The organism is Paracidovorax cattleyae, assembly GCF_900104515.1.
GTDB classification, from domain to species: domain Bacteria; phylum Pseudomonadota; class Gammaproteobacteria; order Burkholderiales; family Burkholderiaceae_C; genus Paracidovorax; species Paracidovorax cattleyae.
In genome coordinates this window covers 64,687-83,507 of the sequence record NZ_FNJL01000020.1, presented here as the reverse complement: position 1 = coordinate 83,507, position 18,821 = coordinate 64,687, and the positions used below count along the sequence as shown (strand labels likewise).

Sequence of the window (18,821 nt, the reverse complement as noted above, 5' to 3'; positions counted from 1 at the left end):
CCCCCGCCAAGAAGGCAGCCGCTCCGGCGAAGAAGGCCGCTGCACCGGCAAAGAAGGCTGCAGCTCCCGCCAAGAAGGCAGCCACTCCGGCGAAGAAGGCCGCAGCAGCGCCTGCCAAGAAGGCCAGCGGCACCACCAAGTCCGCCGCACCGAAGAAGGCTGCTCCGAAAAAGGCGGCCTCCAAGGCCTCTGCCCCTGCGCCTGCGCCCGCAGCACAGACCACGCTGAACCCGCAGGCCGCATGGCCTTTCCCGACGGGCACCAAGCCCTGAGCGACCACAGCGGCCCGCCGCCCCGTCCACGGGGCTGGCCCCACCCGGTGCATGCACCGGGTTTTTTTATGCCTGCGCGGCCTCAGGCGGGCGCGAAATCGAGCTGATAGTTCTGCGGCCCGCGCTGCGCGATCTTGAGCGCCCCCAGGCGGTTGCCCAGCGCCGCGCAGCGTGCGAGCGGCCAGCCCTGCTCCAGACCGAAGAGCAGCGCGCCACGCCATGCATCGCCGCAGCCCGTGGGGTCCACCACGCTGGCCGGCTGCACGGGCGGCACGCGCGTGGCCACACCGTCTTCCCAGACGTCGCAGCCGTCCGCGCCGAGAGTGACCACCAGGCCGCGCACTTTGCGCGAGATCTCCGCGAGGCTCCAGCCCGTGCGCTCGCACAGCATGCGGCCTTCGTAGTCGTTCACGGTCACCCAGCTGGCCTGGCCGATGAAGCGCGCGAGCTCCTCGCCGCCGAACATCGGCAGGCCCTGGCCTGGGTCGAAGACGAACGGGATGCCCGCGGCCTCGAACTGCGCCGCGTGCTCGATCATGGCATCGCGGCCGTCCGGGGCGATGATGCCCAGGCGCAGGTCGGGTTCCGCGGTGATGCGCGACCGGTGCGCGAGCATCATCGCGCCTGGATGGAAGGCCGTGATCTGGTTGTTGTCGCGGTCGGTCATGATGAGCGCCTGCGCGGTATAGGTCTCGTCCATCCGGCCCACGTGGCGCGTATCGATGCCGAGGTCCTGCAGGCGCTGCAGGTAGTCGCCGCCGTCGCTGCCCAGCATCGCCATGGGCACGGGATGGCCGCCCAGCAGCTGGAGGCTGTAGGCGATGTTGCCCGCGCAGCCGCCGAAGTCCCGCCGCAGCGACGGCACGAGGAACGACACGTTGAGGATGTGCAGTTGGTCGGGCAGGATCTGCTCGGCGAAGCGCCCCTCGAAGGTCATGATGGTGTCAAAGGCCAGGGAACCGCAAATCAGGGCAGCCATAGGAATCCTGTCGATAGGGATGGAAGGTAAAAAGAAATGGAAGGAGGCGCGAATACGGTGCGGACCATGCAGGCGGACGGCAGGGCCCGGCTTCAGGGGTAGAAGGCCAGCAGCCGGTAACCCGCCACGCGCGCGTTGCCGGCCGCCCCCACGTTCACCGGCCATGCGCCGCCCCACTCGCCGTGGGCGGGCAGTTCCGCGGGGGCCGAGAGGTCCTGCGGCAGCAGCACGCGCCGCAGGACGGGCTGCTCCTGCGCATCGGTGAGGGTCAGCTCCAGCGCGGGCATGGCCACGGGGTAATCCGCGCGGCTGCGGATGGTGAGCGCGAGCAGGTAGCCGTCCCCGCGCGCCTTGTTGAAGGAGGAGCTGTCGATGACCACGTCGGCGATGCGCCGGGGCGGAGCGATGCGGCACTGCAGCGGAGCGCACAGCACCTGCAGCAGCGGCCGCAGCGCGGGATGCTGCGCAGCCAGCCGGTCCCGCTCCTGCAGGCCGACCTGCAGCAGCAGCGCCCCCAGCAGCAGCACGCCGGCCAGGCCCAGCGCGATGCGCACCGCGGGCCTGCGCCACCACGCCCTGCGCCGCGCCGCCCGCATGAAGCCCGGCTCGCCGGAGGCCTGCGTCCCGTCCTCGTCCGGATCGTCATCGTCGCCGCCCTCGGCGCCCCGGCTGGGCGCCGGCGCACGCGCGGAGCGCCATACCGAGGGCGGGGACGGCGGCGCCACGGCCGGCATGGCAGGCTCGGGCAGCGGCATCGCCTGGGTGGCGATATCCACCGGGTCGGTGTCCGTATCGATGCCCTCGTGTGCCAGCTCCCGGGCGACGGCCTGCTCCGCCGCATCGTCCAGCGACTCCTCCTCTTCCTGCACCGCAGGAGCGGGCACGGAGGCGGCCTCCATGCGCCCGGGCAGGGGCATGCCGCCCTGCGGCGACAGGGCGCCCTCGGCGTCCTGCCCGTCATCGTCGGGCCATCCGGAATCGCGCAGTTCGGCAAAAGGCAGTTCGTAGCCGCCCGAGTCGGGCTCCTGCGGCGCGGGCGAGGCGGCCGGGGGCCTGGGCGGGGTGGCGCCGGCAGGGCCGGGCTCGCTGGCAGCCTCCTCGGCAGCGGCGTGCGGCCCAGCCGGTGCTGATGCCGGCGCTGGCGCCTGGGCGGGCCCGGGGTCCGGCCGTGGCGGCGCGGCAGGCGCGCGCACGCGCCACGCCATGGGCGACAGCGGCTCGAGGCTCCAGCCGGGATCCTCGCCCTGGGCACCCGCAGAGGCGCCTCGCGCCGACAGGAAAGCCGGCACGGCGGCCGGTGCCCCCCCCGGCATGGCATCCGGCCCCGCCGGGAAAGAGACAGGGGCCGGGTCTTGCGCCACCGCCGCGGCCGGGCCGGGCACCGCAGCGGGGGCCGGCGCGGCGGCCCGGGCAGCAGGAGGTGCCGGAACGGGGACGGGCGCACTTCCCGGCAACGCCATGGGCGGCAACAGTTCCGCGGGCCGCGCCGGCCCGGACAGGAGATTCGCGGAAGCGTCGAACACCTCCTTGCACTGCCCGCACCGGACCCAGCCTTCGGAAATGCGCAACTGGTCCGCGACGACCTTGAAGGTCGTGCCACAGGCGGGGCAGCGGGTGATCTGGCTCATCGACTCGGAATTGTAGGGGGCGCCCTGCGCCGCCCTGCCGGCGCCGTCGCCTCAGCGCGCGGCGGTCATCAGGATCCAGCCGTCCTCGGCATCGCTCACCTGCAAAGGAAGCCAGGGGGCATAGGCCTCGCGCAGTTCCTCGGCCTGGCGCTCCAGGATGCCCGCGAGCACCAGGTGCCCTCCCGCATCGACATGGGCGCACAGCAGCGGCGCCAGCACCTTGAGCGGCGTCGCGAGGATGTTCGCCAGCACCGTGCCGTAGCGGCCCTGCGCGGCCTCGGGCAGGCCGGACTTCAGGGCCACGCCGTTGGCCTCGGCATTGAGCCGCGTCGATTCCACGGCGGCGGGATCGATGTCCACGGCGTCGATGTCGGCGGCGCCGAACTTGGCGGCCCCGATCGCGAGGATGCCCGAGCCGCAGCCATAGTCCAGCACCCGGCCGAAGCCGCCGCCGTGCCGGGCGATCCAGCGCAGGCACATGCGCGTGGTCGGATGCGTGCCGGTGCCGAATGCGAGGCCCGGGTCCAGGCGGATGTGGCGCGTCGCCTGCTCGGGCAGCTCGTGCCAGGTGGGCACGATCCAGAATTCGGGCGTGATCTCCACCGGGGCGAACTGCGACTGGGTCAGGCGCACCCAGTCCTGGTCGGGCACCTCGGCCAGGCCCAGGACGCGGCAGCCGCCGAAGAAGTCCTGCACCTCCAGCAGCGCGCGCGCCTCCCCGGCCGCCTCCTGCGTGGGAAACAGCGCCACCACCCGGCTGCGCTGCCAGCCGTCGCGCGGCGGCGGCATCCCGGGCTCTCCGAAGAGGGCCTGCTCCGCCTCGGTCTGCGCATCGGCATCCTCGACCGACACGCTCAGGGCATCCAGGGCTTCGAGGGCTTCGCCCACGGCTTCGATCCGCCCTTCGGGGCACAACAGGCTCAGCTCATACATGGACATCAATCTCCTGCAGAAACGACGATGCTGGCCCCCCGTTTCCGGGCAGCCAGCATGCGAGTGACCGGCGGCGGGCCGGTGCCGGTCAGCGCTTGTGCGCCCCCAGCCACTCTTCCAGGTAATGGATGTTCGTGCCCCCGGCGACGAACTTGGCATCCACCATCAGCTCGCGGTGCAGCGGGATGTTGGTGTGGATGCCCTCGATCACGGTCTCGGACAGGGCCGTGCGCATGCGGGCCAGGGCCTGCTCTCGCGTGTCGCCGTGCACGATGATCTTGCCGATCATGGAGTCGTAGTTGGGCGGCACGTAGTAGTTGGTGTAGGCGTGCGAATCCACGCGCACCCCCGGGCCGCCCGGCGCGTGCCACATGGTGATGCGGCCGGGCGACGGGGTGAACTTGTAGGCGTCCTCGGCGTTCACGCGGCATTCGATGGCGTGGCCTCGGATTTCGATCTGGCGCTGGGTGAAGGGCAGCTTCTCGCCCGCGGCGACCATGATCTGCGTCTTCACGATGTCCACGCCCGTGATCCACTCCGTCACCGGATGCTCCACCTGCACGCGCGTGTTCATCTCGATGAAGTAGAACTCGCCGTTCTCGTAGAGGAACTCGAACGTGCCCGCGCCGCGGTAGCCGATCTTCTTGCACGCTGCCACGCAGCGCTCGCCGATCTTCTCGATCAGCTTGCGCGGGATGCCGGGCGCCGGCGCTTCCTCGATCACCTTCTGGTGGCGGCGCTGCATGGAACAGTCGCGCTCGCCCAGATAGACCGCGTTGCGGAACTTGTCCGCCAGGATCTGGATTTCGATGTGGCGCGGGTTCTGGAGGAACTTCTCCATGTACACGGCCGGGTTGCCGAACGCGGCCTGCGCCTCGGCCTTGGTCATCTGCACGGCGTTCACCAGCGCGGCCTCGGTGTGCACCACGCGCATGCCGCGCCCGCCGCCGCCGCCCGCCGCCTTGATGATGACGGGGTAGCCGACCGTGCGGGCGATGCGGCGGATCTGCACCGGATCGTCGGGCAGCTCGCCGTCCGACCCCGGCACGCAGGGCACGCCCGCGCGGATCATGGCCTGCTTGGCCGACACCTTGTCGCCCATCGTGCGGATGGACTCGGGCGTGGGGCCGATGAACTGGAAGCCGCTCTTTTCCACGCGCTCGGCGAAGTCGGCGTTCTCGGACAGGAAGCCATAGCCGGGGTGGATCGCCTCGGCGTCGGTCACCTCGGCGGCCGAGATGATCGCCGGCATGTTGAGATAGGACAGCGGCGAGGGCGCGGGGCCGATGCACACGGCCTCCTCGGCCAGCTTGACGTACTTCGCGTCGCGGTCGGCCTCGGAATACACCATGACGGCCTTCACGCCCAGCTCATGGCAGGCGCGCTGGATGCGCAGGGCGATTTCGCCGCGATTGGCGACAAGGATCTTTTTGAACATAGGCTTTCTCGCGGCTCATCGCCGCACGCTGGCGCGTGCCTGGGCGCTTTGCTTCGCCTTGCCTGTGGCAAGAACGCCGCGATTGGCGACAAGGATCTTTTTGAACATAGGCTTTCTCGCGGCTCATCGCCGCACGCTGGCGCGTGCCTGGGCGCTTTGCTTCGCCTTGCCTGCGGCAAGCACGCCGCGATTGGCGACAAGGATCTTTTTGAACATGAATTTCCTGGTTCGCTGCAGTTCTGCGTCTGCGGCAAGCAGCGAGGCTTACTCGATGACGAACAGCGGTTGCCCGTATTCCACTGCCTGGCCGTTCTCGCCGAGGATGCGCGTGACCGTGCCGGACTTGTCGGCCTCGATCTCGTTGAGGATCTTCATCGCCTCGATGATGCAGATGGTGTCGCCTTCCTTGACCTGGCTGCCCACCTCGACGAATGCCTTGGCACCAGGGCTGGAGGCGCGGTAGAACGTGCCCACCATGGGCGACTTGACGATGTGGCCGGCGGGCGCGGGCAGCTCGGCGACGGGCGCCGGTGCGGCAGCGGGAGCCGCGACGGGGGCCGGAGCCGGGGCTGCCACGAATTGCTGGACGACAGCGCCGCCGCTCTTGACGATGCGGACCTTGCCTTCCGCCTCGGTAATCTCGAGCTCCGAAACGTTCGACTCGGACACGAGGTCAATCAAGGTCTTGAGTTTTCGCAAATCCATGGGGACTCCAACGCCTAAAACGAAATAGGGCGCGAATTTACCCCAATTTGACCGTTTCGACCCCTATCCGAGCGCAAATTCCATCATCTACGAATGGGTTGCACTGAAATCACCCCAGCGTAGCCCACTGGCGGAGGTCATCGGCCGTGATCTGTCCCATTTTACGGTGCATGATGGTGCCATCTGCTCCCAACAGGACGGTGAACGGAAGCCCGCCAGCCAGGTTGCCGAGGCTGCGGCCGAGGTCGGTGCCCTGCAGGCCCGCGAGGCCGACGGGAAAGTCGAGTGGCACCCGGGCCAGGAACTGGCGCACCGCCGACGGCTGGTCGATCGCGAGCCCGACCACCTGCCATCCCTTGTCGCGCTGCGCGCGGTAGAAGGTGTTGAGCATGGGCAGCTCCTCCACGCACGGCGGGCACCAGGTTGCCCAGAAATTCACCACGAGCGGCCGGCCGCGGAAAGCCTGCATGTCCAGCGCCGCGCCTCCGGACTGCGGTGCGTCGAAGCGCATGCCCCAGAGGGCGGCCTCGGCCCCCGACACCGTGGCGTGCGGCTGCAAGCGCCACCATGCCAGGCCGGCGCCGCCCGCTGCGGCCACGGCCGCAGCGGCGGCATACAGGGCATGGCGCCGCGGCCGGCTTGCCGGGGCGGCATCGGAAGCAACGGCCGGGGCCGCCGGGATGGGATCGGTCATTCGGAAGTGTCCTCGTTGTCCAGCAGCCTGCGCACGGCCCGGGCATCGCCCCGGGGCACGCGCCCGCGCGCATCGGGGCGCAATGCGCCGCGCAGGTCGTCCAGATCATAGACAAGCAGGTGCACGCCGACGGTCTCGCCCAGGCCGGGGGCCAGGCTGGAGAGGCTGAGCGCCTCCACCGACTCGCCATGGAAGCCCGTGACCGTGCGGGGTTCGTAATCCACGTGGTGGTCGATCAGGGCGATCTCCGCGGACTTGCAGTCGTCGCAGAAGAGCTGCAGGTAGATGTCCGACAGCCGGGTGGCCGTGCCGTACCAGACCGCCCCGCCCAGGTGCGGGCGGAATTCCGCCATGCGCTCCATCCAGACCAGGGCCAGCTCGCGCAGCGCACGCAGCTCGGCCGGCTGGGTGTCCGCGCAAAAGAGGCCGATGTACTCGCGCACGGCGTCTTCCACGAGGTCGTTGTCGGGCAGCGCGGTGCGGGCGGGCAGGCCCAGCTGCCGGACGGCCCGGCGCTTGGCCGGGCCCCATTCGAGCCCCTCCTCGACGACGAAACGGGCTGCGGCATTGGCGATCTCGGTGGCGAGGGCGTTGGACATGGCGGCATCTCGGTCGGGAGGGAATACCCGCATTGTGGCCCGATGGTGGGGCGACGGGGGACGCAATGCGCCCGCCTGGCGCGGGGTATTGACACGGAGCCCTCTCAGTGCCCGTCAAACGCTATTGAATATATAGCATCGATGACCCGCCTGCCGGAGCATGGTGGCCGAACCTTAGAATCGCCGCCCATGCATATTCACATTCTGGGCATTTGCGGAACGTTCATGGGAGGCCTGGCCGCGCTGGCGCGGGAGGCGGGCCACAAGGTCACGGGCTGCGATGCCGGGGTGTATCCGCCGATGAGCGACCAGCTGCGCGCGCTGGGCATCGAACTGATCGAGGGTTATGGCGCCGAACAGCTGGACCTGGTACCGGACATGTTCGTGGTGGGCAACGTCGTGAGCCGCGCGCGGCTTCCCGACGGCAGCCCCAAGTTCCCGCTGATGGAAGCCATCCTGGACGCGGGCGCCCCCTATACGAGCGGCCCGCAGTGGCTGGCCGAGCACGTGCTGCAGGGGCGCCACGTGCTGGCGGTGGCGGGCACGCACGGCAAGACCACGACCACCTCCATGCTGGCCTGGGTCCTCGAATGCGCGGGCCTGCAGCCCGGCTTCCTGGTCGGGGGCGTTCCCCTGGATTTCGGTGTCTCCGCCCGGCTGGGCGCGGCGCAGCGGCCGGTGGCGCAGGACGGCCCGGCCGGCGGCGCACCGCTCTTCGTGATCGAGGCCGACGAGTACGACACGGCCTTCTTCGACAAGCGCAGCAAGTTCGTCCACTACCGTCCGCGCACCGCGGTGCTGAACAACCTCGAGTTCGACCACGCCGACATCTTCGACGACCTGGCCGCGATCGAGCGGCAGTTCCACCACCTCGTGCGCACGGTGCCGCCCTCGGGCCGGGTGGTGTTCAACGGGCTGGAGGAAAGCCTGGCGCGGGTGCTGCACCAGGGCTGCTGGAGCGGCGTGGCCAGCTTCGGCGCGGCGGTGAGCGATTTCATGGCGCGCGGCGAACCACAGGCCTTCGACGTGCTGCGCGGCGGCCAGGCCGTCGGCCGCGTGGAGTGGGCGCTGAGCGGCGTGCACAACCAGCTCAACGCGCTGGCGGCGATCGCGGCCGCGGACCATGTGGGCGTGGCGCCCGCCGAGGCTGCGGCGGCGCTGGGCCGATTCCGCAACGTCAAGCGGCGCATGGAACTGCGCGGCACGGCCGGCGGCGTCGCGGTATATGACGATTTCGCCCACCATCCCACGGCGCTGCGCACCACGCTGGACGGGCTGCGCCGCCGTGTCGGGCCGGATGCACGCATCCTTGCGGCCTTCGAGCCCCGCAGCAACACGATGAAGCTCGGCACGATGAAGTCGCAGCTGCCCTGGGCGCTGGAAGCCGCGGACCTCGCCTTCTGCCATACGGCGGGACTGGACTGGGATGCGGCCGAGGCCCTTGCCCCGCTGGGGAGCAGGGCCTGCACGGCGGGCGATATCGCCACCCTGGTGGAACGGATCGCCGCGGCGGCGCGGCCGGGCGACCATGTGGTCTGCATGAGCAATGGCAGCTTCGGCGGCATCCACGCCCGGCTGCTGGGCGCCCTGGCGGAGCGCGCCGGTCAGTAGCTGATCGCCATCGCCGGCAGATCGACGCGCACCACCGGCCGGGCCAGCGCCGCGGACGCCGCCGCGGCGAACCGGAGGCCCCACTCCTGTGCCAGCAGCGCCGGGCCTGCGGCCTGGGCGACGACCAGCACCTTGTCGGCCGTCAGCACCTTGCCGCTGGCGCGCAGCGGCTCGCATTCCAGGCGGATGAACTCCTCGTCGAGCCAGCGGCGCGCGATCTCGTGGGCCATGGGCGCCTCGCCTTCGAGGTCGAAGCGGAATTCCTGGCCGGGCCCGAGGAGGACGGTGACTTCGCTGCGCATGGGAAAAGCCTTTGTGCCGGTGAATGGAGGGATGGCGAAAAGCTTACACGCCGGCCTCGCGCCTGTGCAACCGCCGCGCCCTCCCGGTAAACCCGGGGGTCGCGCGGACCGGCAGGAAGCGGGTCAGGCCGCCATGGCGAAGGCCGCGCGGCGCGCCTGCACGGCGTCCGACAGCTCCTGCAGCGTGCCCAGGGAGTCTTCCCATCCGAGGCAGGCATCGGTGATGCTCTTGCCGTATTCCAGCGCGCAGGCATCGTCCTTGCCCGGCGTGAACTTCTGCGCGCCGGCCACGAGATGGCTCTCGACCATCACGCCGAAGATGCTGCAGGAGCCGCCGGCGATCTGCCCGGCGATGTCGCGCGCGACGTCGCGCTGGCGCTCGTGCTGCTTGCTGCTGTTGGCATGGCTGCAGTCCACCATGAGGGTCGGCGGCAGCTTGGCGGCCTCGAGGTCCCTGCAGGCTGCGGCCACGCTGTCCGCATCGTAGTTGGGGGCCTTGCCGCCGCGCAGGATGACGTGGCAGTCGCGGTTGCCGTGCGTGTTGACGATGGCGACCTGCCCGTTCTTGTGCACGGAGAGGAAGTGATGGCCCCGGCTCGCTGACTGGATGGCGTCGGTGGCGATGCGGATGTTGCCGTCCGTGCCGTTCTTGAAGCCGATGGGCGCCGACAGGCCCGAGGCCAACTCGCGGTGCACCTGGCTCTCGGTGGTGCGCGCGCCGATGGCGCCCCAGCTGATGAGGTCGCCGATGTATTGCGGGGAGATCACGTCCAGGAACTCGCTGCCGGCCGGCACACCCATGCGGTTGATGTCGATGAGCAGCTGGCGCGCGATGCGCAGGCCCTCGTCGATGCGGTAGCTCTCGTCCAGGTACGGGTCGTTGATCAGCCCCTTCCAGCCCACCGTGGTGCGCGGCTTCTCGAAATAGACCCGCATCACGATCTCGAGGGTGTCGGCGTACTGCGTCCGCACCGACTGCAGCCGGCGTGCGTATTCCAGGGCGGCCGCGGGATCGTGGATGGAGCAGGGGCCGATCACCACCAGCAGCCGGTCGTCGCGGCGGGCCATGATGTCCTGGATGCGGTGCCGCGTGCGCGAGATAAGCGTCTCGATCGCGGTACCCCGGATGGGGAAGAAGCGGATCAGGTGTTCGGGAGGGGGCAGCACGGTGATGTCCTTGATACGTTCGTCGTCGGTCTCGCTGGTTTTCTCGACGTGGCGGTACCAGGCATCGCTGGAGGAGGGTGCGGAGTGGACAGGGGCCGTCATGGCTGCTTCCTCGTGAGGTGGTTCGAAGAGGGGGGCTGGAAAACAAAAAACCGCCGGGCTTTTCAGCTTCGGCGGTCTTCGGGGGGTAGGTGCTTTCAGGGGTGGCTGCGCGCTAACCTCTCATCCGCCAGGGACAGAGAACCAAAAGGACCAAAAGTAAAACGCGCTGCGAATAAGCATGGGAGCCAATGTAGCACTCTTTTCCCCGGCGCGGCAGGGCGTCGCGGCGCGTTGCGCATCGGCGACATGCACGGGTGGCGGCCGCGCGGTGCCGCTCAGCGCGCCGCGCCGCGCCGGCGGCCCAGCCAGATCGCGAGGCGCGACCACCAGCCGTGCGCGGGCGGGGACATGGGGCTGCTGGCGAGCATGTCCTGGATCTCGCTCGGGCCCACGCCGCCCTGCTGGTACAGGTCGATGGCGAGCACGGCCTCGCCCAGGGCCCTCCAGGCATCCCCTTCGAACGCATGGAAGCGCTGCGCCTCGTTGCGGCTGCGCCGCTGCAGCGCCTCCTGCCAGGCCGCGGTGCTGCGGATCAGCTGGCGCAGCGCGCTTTCGTAGGCACCGAATTCGTACAGGGCATGCCATGCGGACCCGAGGCCGGAGAGGAACAGCTGGTGCGCGCGCGCCTCGTTCAGCAACTGGCCGGCGCACTCGAGCACGGCCTGCGGATCGACCTGCCGGGCGCGGCGGATCTGCACCGCCGCCTCGACCCGCGTCGACAGCGCCGTTACGGCCTCCCGGAACTGCAGGGAGTCCTCGTCCGCCACGCTCTCGCGCAGCCAGCGGCTGATGTCGCCGAAGGTCTGCAGGCTGCTGGGAAGCGGGGCGGGATGCGTCGCCATGCGGCACCAGGGCGATGCGTCAGCGTTGCGTGGCCGGGCCGGCATCGGCCACGACCGCGCCCTCCCCGCCGCATGCGCGGGGGCCAAGGGAGTGCGCAGGGCGCAAGTGGCAGAAGCCTTGGGACATGGACCCAATGTAGCAAGACTGTGGCGCCCGGGCGTGCTGGAAAACGGAACGGCACTACGCCTCGCGGCGCCAGGGCGCGCGGGAGCCCGGCTCTTCCATACGGCGCCGTCCTGCCGTTGCACAGTGTATCGGGAGACGCGAATGCTTACAGGCCCTTCCTGAGCTCGACAGCATCCGGTGCCGAAGCCGCGGATCACGGTGCGACACGGTGACAGCGTGGCCGCCGAGTCGCCATCGCCGCGGTGCCCGGCACCGGGCATACCTGCTTGAGGAGCTGCCATGTCCGTCCATACCGCCTTCGTCATCCACGAGGAGCGCCCCTGGGCACCCACCGTCTCCTGGGGCGCAGTCTTCGCCGGCCTCGTCCTTTCGCTGATCGTCTATCTCGTGCTGTCCGTGCTGGGCACGGCCATCGGCGCCTCGGCGATCGACCCCCTGGGCGATCGCAATCCTTTCAGCGGCTTCGGCGTGGGCGCGGGTGTCTGGGCCGGGGTGACGACACTGCCGGCCATCGCCGTCGGTGGTTTCGTGGCAGCCTGCAGGCCGAGCTCGAAAAGCTGTTTCGCAGCGCGGCACAGGCCCCGCAGACCGCCGACATGGATGCGAATGACTGGCTGGCCGGCGTGATGCAGCGCGGCAAGCGGGTGCTGAACGCGGCGGACAAGGAAGCGCTGGTGAACATCATCGTGGCGCGCACCGGCAAGTAGACCTACGACCAGGCCCGCGCCAAGCCGGGCTGGTTCGTTTCCGGCACGCGCCGTGCGCACCGGGAAGGGCCCGAGCCTCAGGCCGTTCCGCCGACGGTCAGGCCGTCGATGCGCAGCGTGGGCTGGCCCACGCCCACCGGCACGCTCTGGCCTTCCTTGCCGCAGGTGCCCACGCCGCTGTCGAGCGCCATGTCGTTGCCGATCAAGCTCACGCGCTTGAGGGATTCCGGGCCGCTGCCGACGATGGTGGCGCCCTTGACGGGGTAGACGATCTTGCCGTTTTCCACCCAGTAGGCCTCGCTGGCGGAGAACACGAACTTGCCGCTCGTGATGTCCACCTGGCCGCCGCCGAAGTTGGTGGCGTAGAGGCCGCGCTGGATGCTGGCCACGATCTCGGCCGGGTCCTTGTCGCCGCCCAGCATGTAGGTGTTGGTCATGCGGGGCATGGGGATGTGGGCGTAGCTTTCACGGCGGCCGTTGCCCGTCGGGGTCACCCCCATCAGGCGGGCGTTGAGCGAATCCTGGATGTAGCCCTTGAGGATGCCGTCCTCGATGAGCACGTTGCGCTGGCTGGCATGGCCTTCGTCGTCCACGTTGAGCGAACCGCGGCGGTCGGCGATGGTGCCGTCGTCGAGCACCGTCACGCCCTTGGCGGCCACGCGCTGGCCGATGCGCCCGCTGAACGCGCTGGAGCCCTTGCGGTTGAAGTCACCCTCCAGGCCGTGGCCGATGGCCTCGTGCAGCAGGATGCCGGGCCAGCCGGGACCGAGCACCACGGTCATCTCGCCGGCGGGCGCCGGGCGAGCCTCCAGGTTGACCAGGGCTGCGTTCACGGCCTCGTCCACGTAGCGGCCGATCTGCTCGTCGTCGAAGTAGGCCAGGCCGAAGCGGCCGCCGCCGCCGGCGGAGCCCATCTCGCGGCGGCCGCCCTGCTCGGCGATCACCGTCAGGGACAGCCGCACCAGCGGGCGCACGTCGGCCGCGAGCGTGCCGTCGGCGCGCGCCACCAGCACCACGTCGTACTCACTCGCCAGGCCGGCCATGACCTGCGCCACGCGCGTGTCCTTGGCGCGGGCGCGCTGCTCCACCTTTTCGAGCAGAGCCACCTTGGCCGTGCTGTCAAGTGTGGCGATCGGGTCCAGGTCGGGATAGAGGGAGCGGCTGGCCGCGACCTTGCGGGTGGCGACCTTCGCGCGGCCCTGCTGCGCCGCCGCGGCGATGGAGCGGACCGTGTGCGCCGCGTCGCGCAGCGAGGCCTCGGAGATGTCGTCCGAATAGGCGAACGCCGTCTTCTCGCCGCTTACGGCCCGCACGCCCACGCCCTGGTCGATGCTGAAGGAGCCGGTCTTGACGATACCCTCCTCCAGGCTCCAGCCCTCGCTGCGGGTGTACTGGAAGTAGAGGTCGGCGTCGTCCACCCGGTGGGCCCGGATGTCCGACAGCGCGCGCGCCAGGTGGGTTTCGTCCAGCCCGAAGGGTTCCAGCAGCAGCTGGCGGGCAACGGACAGGCGTTCGATGGTCGGTTCGCGGGAGATCATGCGGGGATTCTAGAAGGGCCCGCCGCCACCCGTCCGCGGCAGCTCCACACCCCGCATGCCGTCGTGGCCTCTCGGAGCCTGTCCAGGGTGCGGCACCGGCCTGCAAGAATGCACGGTCCGTCTTGTCCCCGATTCCCGCTTCATCCCACCGGCCCAGCCCAGGAGACCGCCGCCCATGTCCGACCGCCCCACCCTTCCCACGATCCGCGAACTCGCCCGCTCCCTGGCCGAGGGCGCCACGACGAGCGAGGCCCTGGTGGAAGCGGCGCTGGAGCGCATCGCGGCGCACCGTGCCGGCGGAGGCGCCGCCTATGTCGGCGAGGTGGACGCGCTGGCTGCACGGCTGGCGGCCCGGGCGAGCGACCTGGCCCGGGCCGCGGGCCACATGCCGTCCCCGCTCGCCGGCCTGCCGGTATCGGTCAAGGACCTGTTCGACGTGCGCGGGCAGGTGACGCGTGCCGGCTCTGCCGTGCTGGCGGACGCCGCCCCTGCCGCGCATGACGCGATCGCCGTGGCCCGGCTGCGCGCCGCAGGGGCCATCCTGCTGGGCCGCACCAACATGAGCGAGTTCGCCTTTTCCGGCCTGGGACTCAACCCCCACCATGGCACGCCGGCGCATCCTCAGGACGCCGGCCGGGTCACGGGCGGTTCCAGTTCCGGAGCGGCGGCCACCGTGGCACTGGACCTGGCCGCCGCCGCGCTGGGCACGGACACGGGCGGCTCCATCCGCATTCCGTCGGCGTTCTGCGGGCTCACGGGCTTCAAGCCGACGGCGCACCGGGTGCCGCTCGCGGGGGCCTACCCGCTCTCGCGCAGCCTCGACTCCATCGGTCCGCTGGCGCGCAGCGTGGATTGCTGCGCGATCCTGGACGCGGTGCTGTCCGGGGAGGGAGGCGACGCTGCCCCTGCCGGCGCCTGGCCGCTGGCCGGGATGCGGATGGGGGTGGTGCAGGATCTCGTGATGGACGGCCTGGAGCCCGAGGTGGCCGCCGCGTTCGAGAGCGCTCTGCGCCGGCTTTCCGCGGCGGGGGCCCGCATCGAACGGGTGGCCTTTCCTGAGCTGCACGCGCTGCCGCGCATCAACGCGGCGGGCGGGCTCATCGCGGCGGAGGCCTGGCAGGTGCACCGCACGCGCCTCGTGGACGCCTCCGTGTCGGCCCGCTACGACCCGCGCGTGGCGCAGCGCACCCGCCGGGGGGAAGCCATCCTGGCCGCGGACTACATCGATGTGCAGGACGCCCGCGCCCGGCTGCAGGCCGCTGCGCAAGAGCGCCTGGGCCACCTGGACGCCTGGCTGATGCCCACGGTGGCGGTGCGCGCGCCGCTGCGCGAACCGCTGGAGCAGGACGACGCCCGCTTCTTCGCCACCAACGCCCTGGTGCTGCGCAATACGTCGGTGGTCAACTTCCTGGACGGCTGCGCGCTGTCGCTGCCCTGCGAGGCCCCGGGCGAACTGCCGGTGGGACTGTCGGTGACAGGGCTGCACGGCGCGGATGCCCGCATCCTGCAGGCGGGCCGCGCCGTGGAGGCCTGCCTGCGCGCGGACTGAGGGCGGCGGGCCGCCAGCCTCAGGCCGGGGCCAGCGGCTGCCGCTGCGCGCGGGCGATGGACATAAGCACGCCCAGTGCCAGCCCCAGCGTGACCATGGCGGTGCCGCCGTAGCTCACGAAGGGCAGCGGCACGCCCACCACGGGCAGGATGCCGCTCACCATGCCCATGTTCACGAAGGCGTAGGTGAAGAAGATCATCGACACGGCGCCGGCCATCAGCCGCGCGAAGAGCGTGGTCGCGCCCAGCGCGATGGCCAGCCCGCGCCAGACGAGCAGCAGCAGGCAGACGATCAGGAACAGGTTGCCCACCAGGCCGAACTCCTCGGAATAGGCCGCGAAGATGAAGTCGGTGGTGCGTTCGGGAATGAATTCCAGGTGGGTCTGCGTGCCGGCCATGAAGCCCTTGCCCCAGACACCGCCCGAGCCGATGGCGATCATGCCCTGGATGATGTGGAAGCCCTTGCCCAGCGGATCGCGCGTGGGATCGAGCAGGGTGCAGATGCGCTGCTGCTGGTAGTCGTGCAGTACCGGCCAACGCATGCCGTCCGCGCAGAGCTGCGGCTCGAACCACACGATGAGGGCGATGCCGATGCCGCCCAGGATCACCGGGGGCAGCACCAGCTTCCAGGGCAGTCCCGCGAAGAAGATGACCGACAGCCCGGCGGCCAGCACCAGCAGCGAGGTGCCCAGGTCGGGCTGCTTCATGATGAGGCCCACGGGCACGGCGAGCAGCACGCCGGCCACCGCGAAATCCAGCGGGCGCAGCTGCCCCTCGCGCTTCTGGAACCACCAGGCCAGCATCAGCGGCATGGCGATCTTGAGGATCTCGCTCGGCTGGATCACGATGCCCACGTTGATCCAGCGCTGGGCGCCCTTCTTGATGATGCCGAACATCGCCACCGCCACCAGCAGGGCGACGCCCGCCGCGTAGAGCGGGACGGCGAGGGTCATGAGCCGCTGCGGGGGAATCTGCGCGACGGCGAAGAGAATGCCCGCCGCCAGGATCATGTTGCGGCCGTGGTCGTAGAAGCGGGTGCCGTGGTCGTAGCCCGAGGAATACATGGCCAACAACCCGATCGACGACAGCAGCAGCAGCACCGCGATGAGCGGCCAGTCGAAGCCCCGGAACAGGGGCAGGATGCGCTGCGGCAGGGAAGGCTTGTCGAAAACGGCGGACATGGGGCGCCATTATCGGTGGCAGCCCCGCCGGGGCCGGCCGGCGGCACAATGCCCGGTACGCCCCAGGGCCCTCCCGTCCCCGCGCACTTTCCCATCCGCCTTCCCATGCCGCACGCCACCACCCACCTGCTCTACCTGCACGGCTTCCGCTCGTCACCCCGTTCGGCCAAGGCGCAGCAGATGGCGCAATGGATGGCAGCGCACCGGCCGGACGCGCGCTTCTGGTGCCCGCAACTGCCCCCGTCGCCCCGGGAGGCGATGGCGCTGGTCGCTCAGGGCATCGCGGACTGGCCGGCACAGCGCATGGCCGTTGTGGGCTCCTCGCTGGGCGGGTTCTACGCGAGCTGGGTGGCCCAGCAGAAACCGGGCTGCACGAGCGTGGTGCTGAACCCGGCGGTGGACCCGGCCCGGGACCTGGAGCGCTACATCGGCGAGCAGACGGCGTGGCACGACCCCGCAGAGCACTTCTATTTCCGCCCGGAATACATCGCCGAACTCCGGGCGCTGGACGTGCGGGGCCTTCCCCCGGCCGGCCCGAAGCTGGCCATCATCGCCAAGGGCGACGAGCTCCTGGACTGGCGGGAAATGGCGGCCCGCCACGCCGGCGCGCAGGTGCGGCTGCTCGAAGGGGGCGACCACGCGCTGAGCACGTTCCCGGACCACCTCGGCGAAGTGGTGGCGTTCTGCGGCCTGGTGGACTAGGGCCTGTGAACAGGCCCTAGCGCAGGGGGCGGCTCGGTCGCGGTCCGAGAAGGCCCGGACGTGGTCCGGAAGGGCTCGTCGCCGGCGGCGACGGCGGCAGCCGGCGCCGGCCGTTTGGCCAGCCAGTTGGCGTATTCCTGCGGATACACATCGCGGTAGCGCCGGGTATGGAAGTCGGCCTCGCCCTCCAGGCCGAGCCGGGTGGCGCTGTCGATGAGCGCCTCGATGACGCGGGGCTCGGGCGAATAGTGCAGCAGCCGGCTGGCGAGGGCGTGCACGCGTGCAGCGTTGTAACGCGTGGGCTGCAGGGTGGTGAGCAGGGCGAAATCCAGGGTGTCGCGGAAGAAGACGGTGGAGTCGGCGACGCGCCGCGCGGTGTCGTCCCGGAAGGCGGGATCGCGCTGGTCCACGGTCAGGTAGAGCTGCGAGACGCGGTGGTAGTCGCGCACCAGCAGCGCGATGCCGGCCAGCCAGAGGCCCGCCGCCAGCCCGGCGGCGCACAGCAGCGGGACGCGCAGGGCACCGCGCGCCGGCGTCCGCCAGCAGCGGGGACACAGTAGCGCGAGCGCGCAGACGGCCACCAGCTGGAACGGCCCGTACCAGAGCGGGAATTCCAGCAGGCTGTGCACGCCGACGATGGCCAGCAGCCCCCAGGCGAGCTGCCGGGCGGGGTCGGTTTCCCGCCAGGGGCGCGCGCGCCATACCAGCCAGAGCGCCAGGCAGCAGACCGCAAGAGCGAAAGGCAGGCCCAGTTCCACGGCCAGGTGCAGTGGCAGGTCGTGGGCGTTGTCCACCAGCAGGCAGAAGCGCTTGCCGGGGTACTGGGTGATGTAGTGGGCGTAGGAAAGTTCGCCCCATCCCCAGCCCGTCCAGGGCCGCTGGGCGATCAGGTGCAGCACGTTGGACCAGAGCACGTGGCGGTTGTCGCAGGCATGCTCGGGCGCCGACAGGCGTGCGAACAGGCCGTCCATGGTGAAACCCGTCCAGCGCTCCAGCAGGATGGGCAGCAGCCCGGAGAACAGGGCGTAGAGCGCGATGCCCGCCATGCCCAGGGCCAGGGCCGGTGCGCCCAGGGAGCGGCGCCAGAGCAGCAGCAGGACCAGCATGCAGCCCCATTCCAGCGCCCCGGTGCGCGATGCCGTGGCCGCGGCGCCGGCCGCGAGCAGCGCGAGCGCCCAGAAGGCGAGCAGCGCCAGCGCCACGGAGGCGGGCCGCAGGCGCCGGCTTTCGCCGCCCTGCGTGCGCGCCACCCACCAGGCGAGCGCCCAGGCGCCCATGCACAGCAGCGTGGCCTGCTGGTTGCGCTGGCGCAGGTTGCCCATGGCGACGCCGTGCGTGGAGGGATAGATCCAGGGCGCCCAGCCGGGATCGCCCCAGAAGAACTGGGCCAGGCCGATGGCGGCGCCCACCAGGCCCGCCAGCAGCATGCCGGCCGCCACCGCCTTTGCCGCCCCCTGGTGCAGGCGGTCGCCCGCTGCGCCGGCCGGCTGGCGCGCCCAGGCGGCGACCAGGGCGGCCGCCACCGCGAAAGCGCACAGGCCGGAAACGGCCAGGGGCCAGAAATTGGACAGCGGCGGGGTCGTGTGCCCGTACAGGAAGGGCAGCGCGATGGCCACGCCGGCGGTGCAGGCGGGCAGGGGCGAAAGCCAGGGGGGTTGCGCGGGCGCGGTCATCGGATGGGCGGGACGCGGAAGCGGGCGGGGTCGGTGGCGAAAAGGGGCCAGGCGGGCGCCGGCAGCGGAGGAC

The 18,821-nt window shown here is 70.8% G+C and carries 17 protein-coding genes and 1 pseudogene; 5 read left to right on the top strand and 13 right to left on the bottom strand.

Annotated elements, in window-relative coordinates:
- Nucleotides 1–272: pseudogene (locus BLR05_RS25990) on the top strand (histone); the annotation flags it as partial.
- Nucleotides 273–354: 82 nt separating this feature from the next.
- On the opposite strand, the gene BLR05_RS16570 reads toward BLR05_RS25990, so the two are convergent.
- From BLR05_RS16570 to BLR05_RS16540, 7 genes are all read right to left on the bottom strand, one after another.
- Nucleotides 355–1,251, bottom strand: a complete 897-nt coding sequence (locus BLR05_RS16570) for a carbohydrate kinase family protein (protein ID WP_092836146.1) — start codon at nt 1,249–1,251, stop codon at nt 355–357.
- A gap of 92 nt (nt 1,252–1,343) precedes the next feature.
- On the bottom strand, nt 1,344–2,879 hold the full coding sequence (locus tag BLR05_RS16565; protein ID WP_092836145.1) for a DUF3426 domain-containing protein: 1,536 nt from the start codon (nt 2,877–2,879) through the stop codon (nt 1,344–1,346).
- A 51-nt stretch (nt 2,880–2,930) separates the two neighbouring features.
- On the bottom strand, nt 2,931–3,812 hold the full coding sequence (gene prmA / locus BLR05_RS16560; RefSeq protein ID WP_092836182.1) for a 50S ribosomal protein L11 methyltransferase: 882 nt from the start codon (nt 3,810–3,812) through the stop codon (nt 2,931–2,933).
- Between the two features lie 88 nt (nt 3,813–3,900).
- The gene (gene accC, locus BLR05_RS16555; protein ID WP_092836144.1) at nt 3,901–5,250 is read right to left on the bottom strand and encodes an acetyl-CoA carboxylase biotin carboxylase subunit; all 1,350 of its coding nucleotides are present in this window, start codon (nt 5,248–5,250) and stop codon (nt 3,901–3,903) included.
- Nucleotides 5,251–5,514: 264 nt separating this feature from the next.
- Complete coding sequence (gene accB / locus BLR05_RS16550) at nt 5,515–5,955, bottom strand: acetyl-CoA carboxylase biotin carboxyl carrier protein (protein WP_092836143.1); 441 nt, start codon at nt 5,953–5,955, stop codon at nt 5,515–5,517.
- Nucleotides 5,956–6,064: 109 nt separating this feature from the next.
- A complete protein-coding gene (locus BLR05_RS16545) occupies nt 6,065–6,649 on the bottom strand; it encodes a TlpA family protein disulfide reductase (RefSeq protein WP_092836141.1) in 585 nt (194 codons plus the stop codon).
- Complete coding sequence (locus BLR05_RS16540) at nt 6,646–7,248, bottom strand: hypothetical protein (RefSeq protein ID WP_092836139.1); 603 nt, start codon at nt 7,246–7,248, stop codon at nt 6,646–6,648. The genes BLR05_RS16545 and BLR05_RS16540 overlap by 4 nt, the downstream gene beginning before the upstream one ends.
- Before the next feature lie 189 nt (nt 7,249–7,437).
- On the opposite strand from BLR05_RS16540, the gene mpl reads away from it, so the two are divergent.
- Nucleotides 7,438–8,859 carry a UDP-N-acetylmuramate:L-alanyl-gamma-D-glutamyl-meso-diaminopimelate ligase gene (gene mpl, locus BLR05_RS16535; RefSeq protein ID WP_092836137.1) on the top strand — a complete coding sequence of 474 codons (1,422 nt, stop codon included), beginning with the start codon at nt 7,438–7,440 and terminating at the stop codon, nt 8,857–8,859.
- Here mpl and BLR05_RS16530 read toward each other — a convergent pair.
- The 3 genes from BLR05_RS16530 to BLR05_RS16520 all read right to left on the bottom strand — a co-directional run bounded on the left by BLR05_RS16530 (nt 8,853) and on the right by BLR05_RS16520 (nt 11,272).
- On the bottom strand, nt 8,853–9,161 hold the full coding sequence (locus BLR05_RS16530; protein WP_092836135.1) for a hypothetical protein: 309 nt from the start codon (nt 9,159–9,161) through the stop codon (nt 8,853–8,855). The two genes, mpl and BLR05_RS16530, sit on opposite strands and share 7 nt — an antisense overlap.
- Before the next feature lie 123 nt (nt 9,162–9,284).
- A complete protein-coding gene (locus tag BLR05_RS16525) occupies nt 9,285–10,430 on the bottom strand; it encodes a 3-deoxy-7-phosphoheptulonate synthase (protein WP_092836133.1) in 1,146 nt (381 codons plus the stop codon).
- Nucleotides 10,431–10,705: 275 nt separating this feature from the next.
- Nucleotides 10,706–11,272 carry a hypothetical protein gene (locus BLR05_RS16520; RefSeq protein ID WP_092836131.1) on the bottom strand — a complete coding sequence of 189 codons (567 nt, stop codon included), beginning with the start codon at nt 11,270–11,272 and terminating at the stop codon, nt 10,706–10,708.
- Nucleotides 11,273–11,678: 406 nt separating this feature from the next.
- Here BLR05_RS16520 and BLR05_RS16515 point away from each other — a divergent pair, with 406 nt between their 5' ends.
- A complete protein-coding gene (locus BLR05_RS16515; RefSeq protein ID WP_225979107.1) occupies nt 11,679–12,026 on the top strand; it encodes a hypothetical protein in 348 nt (115 codons plus the stop codon).
- A 157-nt stretch (nt 12,027–12,183) separates the two neighbouring features.
- Here BLR05_RS16515 and tldD read toward each other — a convergent pair whose 3' ends face one another.
- On the bottom strand, nt 12,184–13,644 hold the full coding sequence (tldD, locus tag BLR05_RS16510) for a metalloprotease TldD (protein ID WP_092836129.1): 1,461 nt from the start codon (nt 13,642–13,644) through the stop codon (nt 12,184–12,186).
- 175 nt (nt 13,645–13,819) lie between these two features.
- Between tldD and BLR05_RS16505 the strand changes: the two genes are divergently transcribed.
- Nucleotides 13,820–15,193: an amidase gene (locus BLR05_RS16505; RefSeq protein WP_092836127.1), complete on the top strand. Its 1,374-nt coding sequence runs from the start codon at nt 13,820–13,822 to the stop codon at nt 15,191–15,193.
- Nucleotides 15,194–15,212: 19 nt separating this feature from the next.
- On the opposite strand, the gene rodA is transcribed toward BLR05_RS16505, so the two are convergent.
- Complete coding sequence (gene rodA / locus BLR05_RS16500; RefSeq protein ID WP_092836125.1) at nt 15,213–16,373, bottom strand: rod shape-determining protein RodA; 1,161 nt, start codon at nt 16,371–16,373, stop codon at nt 15,213–15,215.
- A gap of 105 nt (nt 16,374–16,478) precedes the next feature.
- On the opposite strand from rodA, the gene BLR05_RS16495 reads away from it, so the two are divergent.
- Nucleotides 16,479–17,075 (top strand): YqiA/YcfP family alpha/beta fold hydrolase, encoded by a 597-nt coding sequence (locus tag BLR05_RS16495; RefSeq protein ID WP_092836123.1) that lies wholly within the window; start codon nt 16,479–16,481, stop codon nt 17,073–17,075.
- On the opposite strand, the gene BLR05_RS16490 is transcribed toward BLR05_RS16495, so the two are convergent.
- Nucleotides 17,072–18,748 (bottom strand): Wzy polymerase domain-containing protein, encoded by a 1,677-nt coding sequence (locus tag BLR05_RS16490; RefSeq protein ID WP_143015940.1) that lies wholly within the window; start codon nt 18,746–18,748, stop codon nt 17,072–17,074. The genes BLR05_RS16495 and BLR05_RS16490 overlap by 4 nt on opposite strands.
- Nucleotides 18,749–18,821 lie beyond the last annotated feature (73 nt).

Coding starts and splice junctions, on each gene's coding strand:
- BLR05_RS16565 (WP_092836145.1), bottom strand. CDS start 2,879: ATGAGCCAGATCACCCGCTGCCCCGCCTGTGGCACGACCTTCAAGGTC.
- BLR05_RS16515 (WP_225979107.1), top strand. CDS start 11,679: ATGTCCGTCCATACCGCCTTCGTCATCCACGAGGAGCGCCCCTGGGCA.
- BLR05_RS16525 (WP_092836133.1), bottom strand. CDS start 10,430: ATGACGGCCCCTGTCCACTCCGCACCCTCCTCCAGCGATGCCTGGTAC.
- BLR05_RS16570 (WP_092836146.1), bottom strand. CDS start 1,251: ATGGCTGCCCTGATTTGCGGTTCCCTGGCCTTTGACACCATCATGACC.
- BLR05_RS16505 (WP_092836127.1), top strand. CDS start 13,820: ATGTCCGACCGCCCCACCCTTCCCACGATCCGCGAACTCGCCCGCTCC.
- BLR05_RS16545 (WP_092836141.1), bottom strand. CDS start 6,649: ATGACCGATCCCATCCCGGCGGCCCCGGCCGTTGCTTCCGATGCCGCC.
- BLR05_RS16530 (WP_092836135.1), bottom strand. CDS start 9,161: ATGCGCAGCGAAGTCACCGTCCTCCTCGGGCCCGGCCAGGAATTCCGC.
- BLR05_RS16520 (WP_092836131.1), bottom strand. CDS start 11,272: ATGGCGACGCATCCCGCCCCGCTTCCCAGCAGCCTGCAGACCTTCGGC.
- mpl (WP_092836137.1), top strand. CDS start 7,438: ATGCATATTCACATTCTGGGCATTTGCGGAACGTTCATGGGAGGCCTG.
- accC (WP_092836144.1), bottom strand. CDS start 5,250: ATGTTCAAAAAGATCCTTGTCGCCAATCGCGGCGAAATCGCCCTGCGC.
- prmA (WP_092836182.1), bottom strand. CDS start 3,812: ATGTATGAGCTGAGCCTGTTGTGCCCCGAAGGGCGGATCGAAGCCGTG.
- accB (WP_092836143.1), bottom strand. CDS start 5,955: ATGGATTTGCGAAAACTCAAGACCTTGATTGACCTCGTGTCCGAGTCG.
- rodA (WP_092836125.1), bottom strand. CDS start 16,373: ATGTCCGCCGTTTTCGACAAGCCTTCCCTGCCGCAGCGCATCCTGCCC.
- BLR05_RS16490 (WP_143015940.1), bottom strand. CDS start 18,748: ATGACCGCGCCCGCGCAACCCCCCTGGCTTTCGCCCCTGCCCGCCTGC.
- tldD (WP_092836129.1), bottom strand. CDS start 13,644: ATGATCTCCCGCGAACCGACCATCGAACGCCTGTCCGTTGCCCGCCAG.
- BLR05_RS16540 (WP_092836139.1), bottom strand. CDS start 7,248: ATGTCCAACGCCCTCGCCACCGAGATCGCCAATGCCGCAGCCCGTTTC.
- BLR05_RS16495 (WP_092836123.1), top strand. CDS start 16,479: ATGCCGCACGCCACCACCCACCTGCTCTACCTGCACGGCTTCCGCTCG.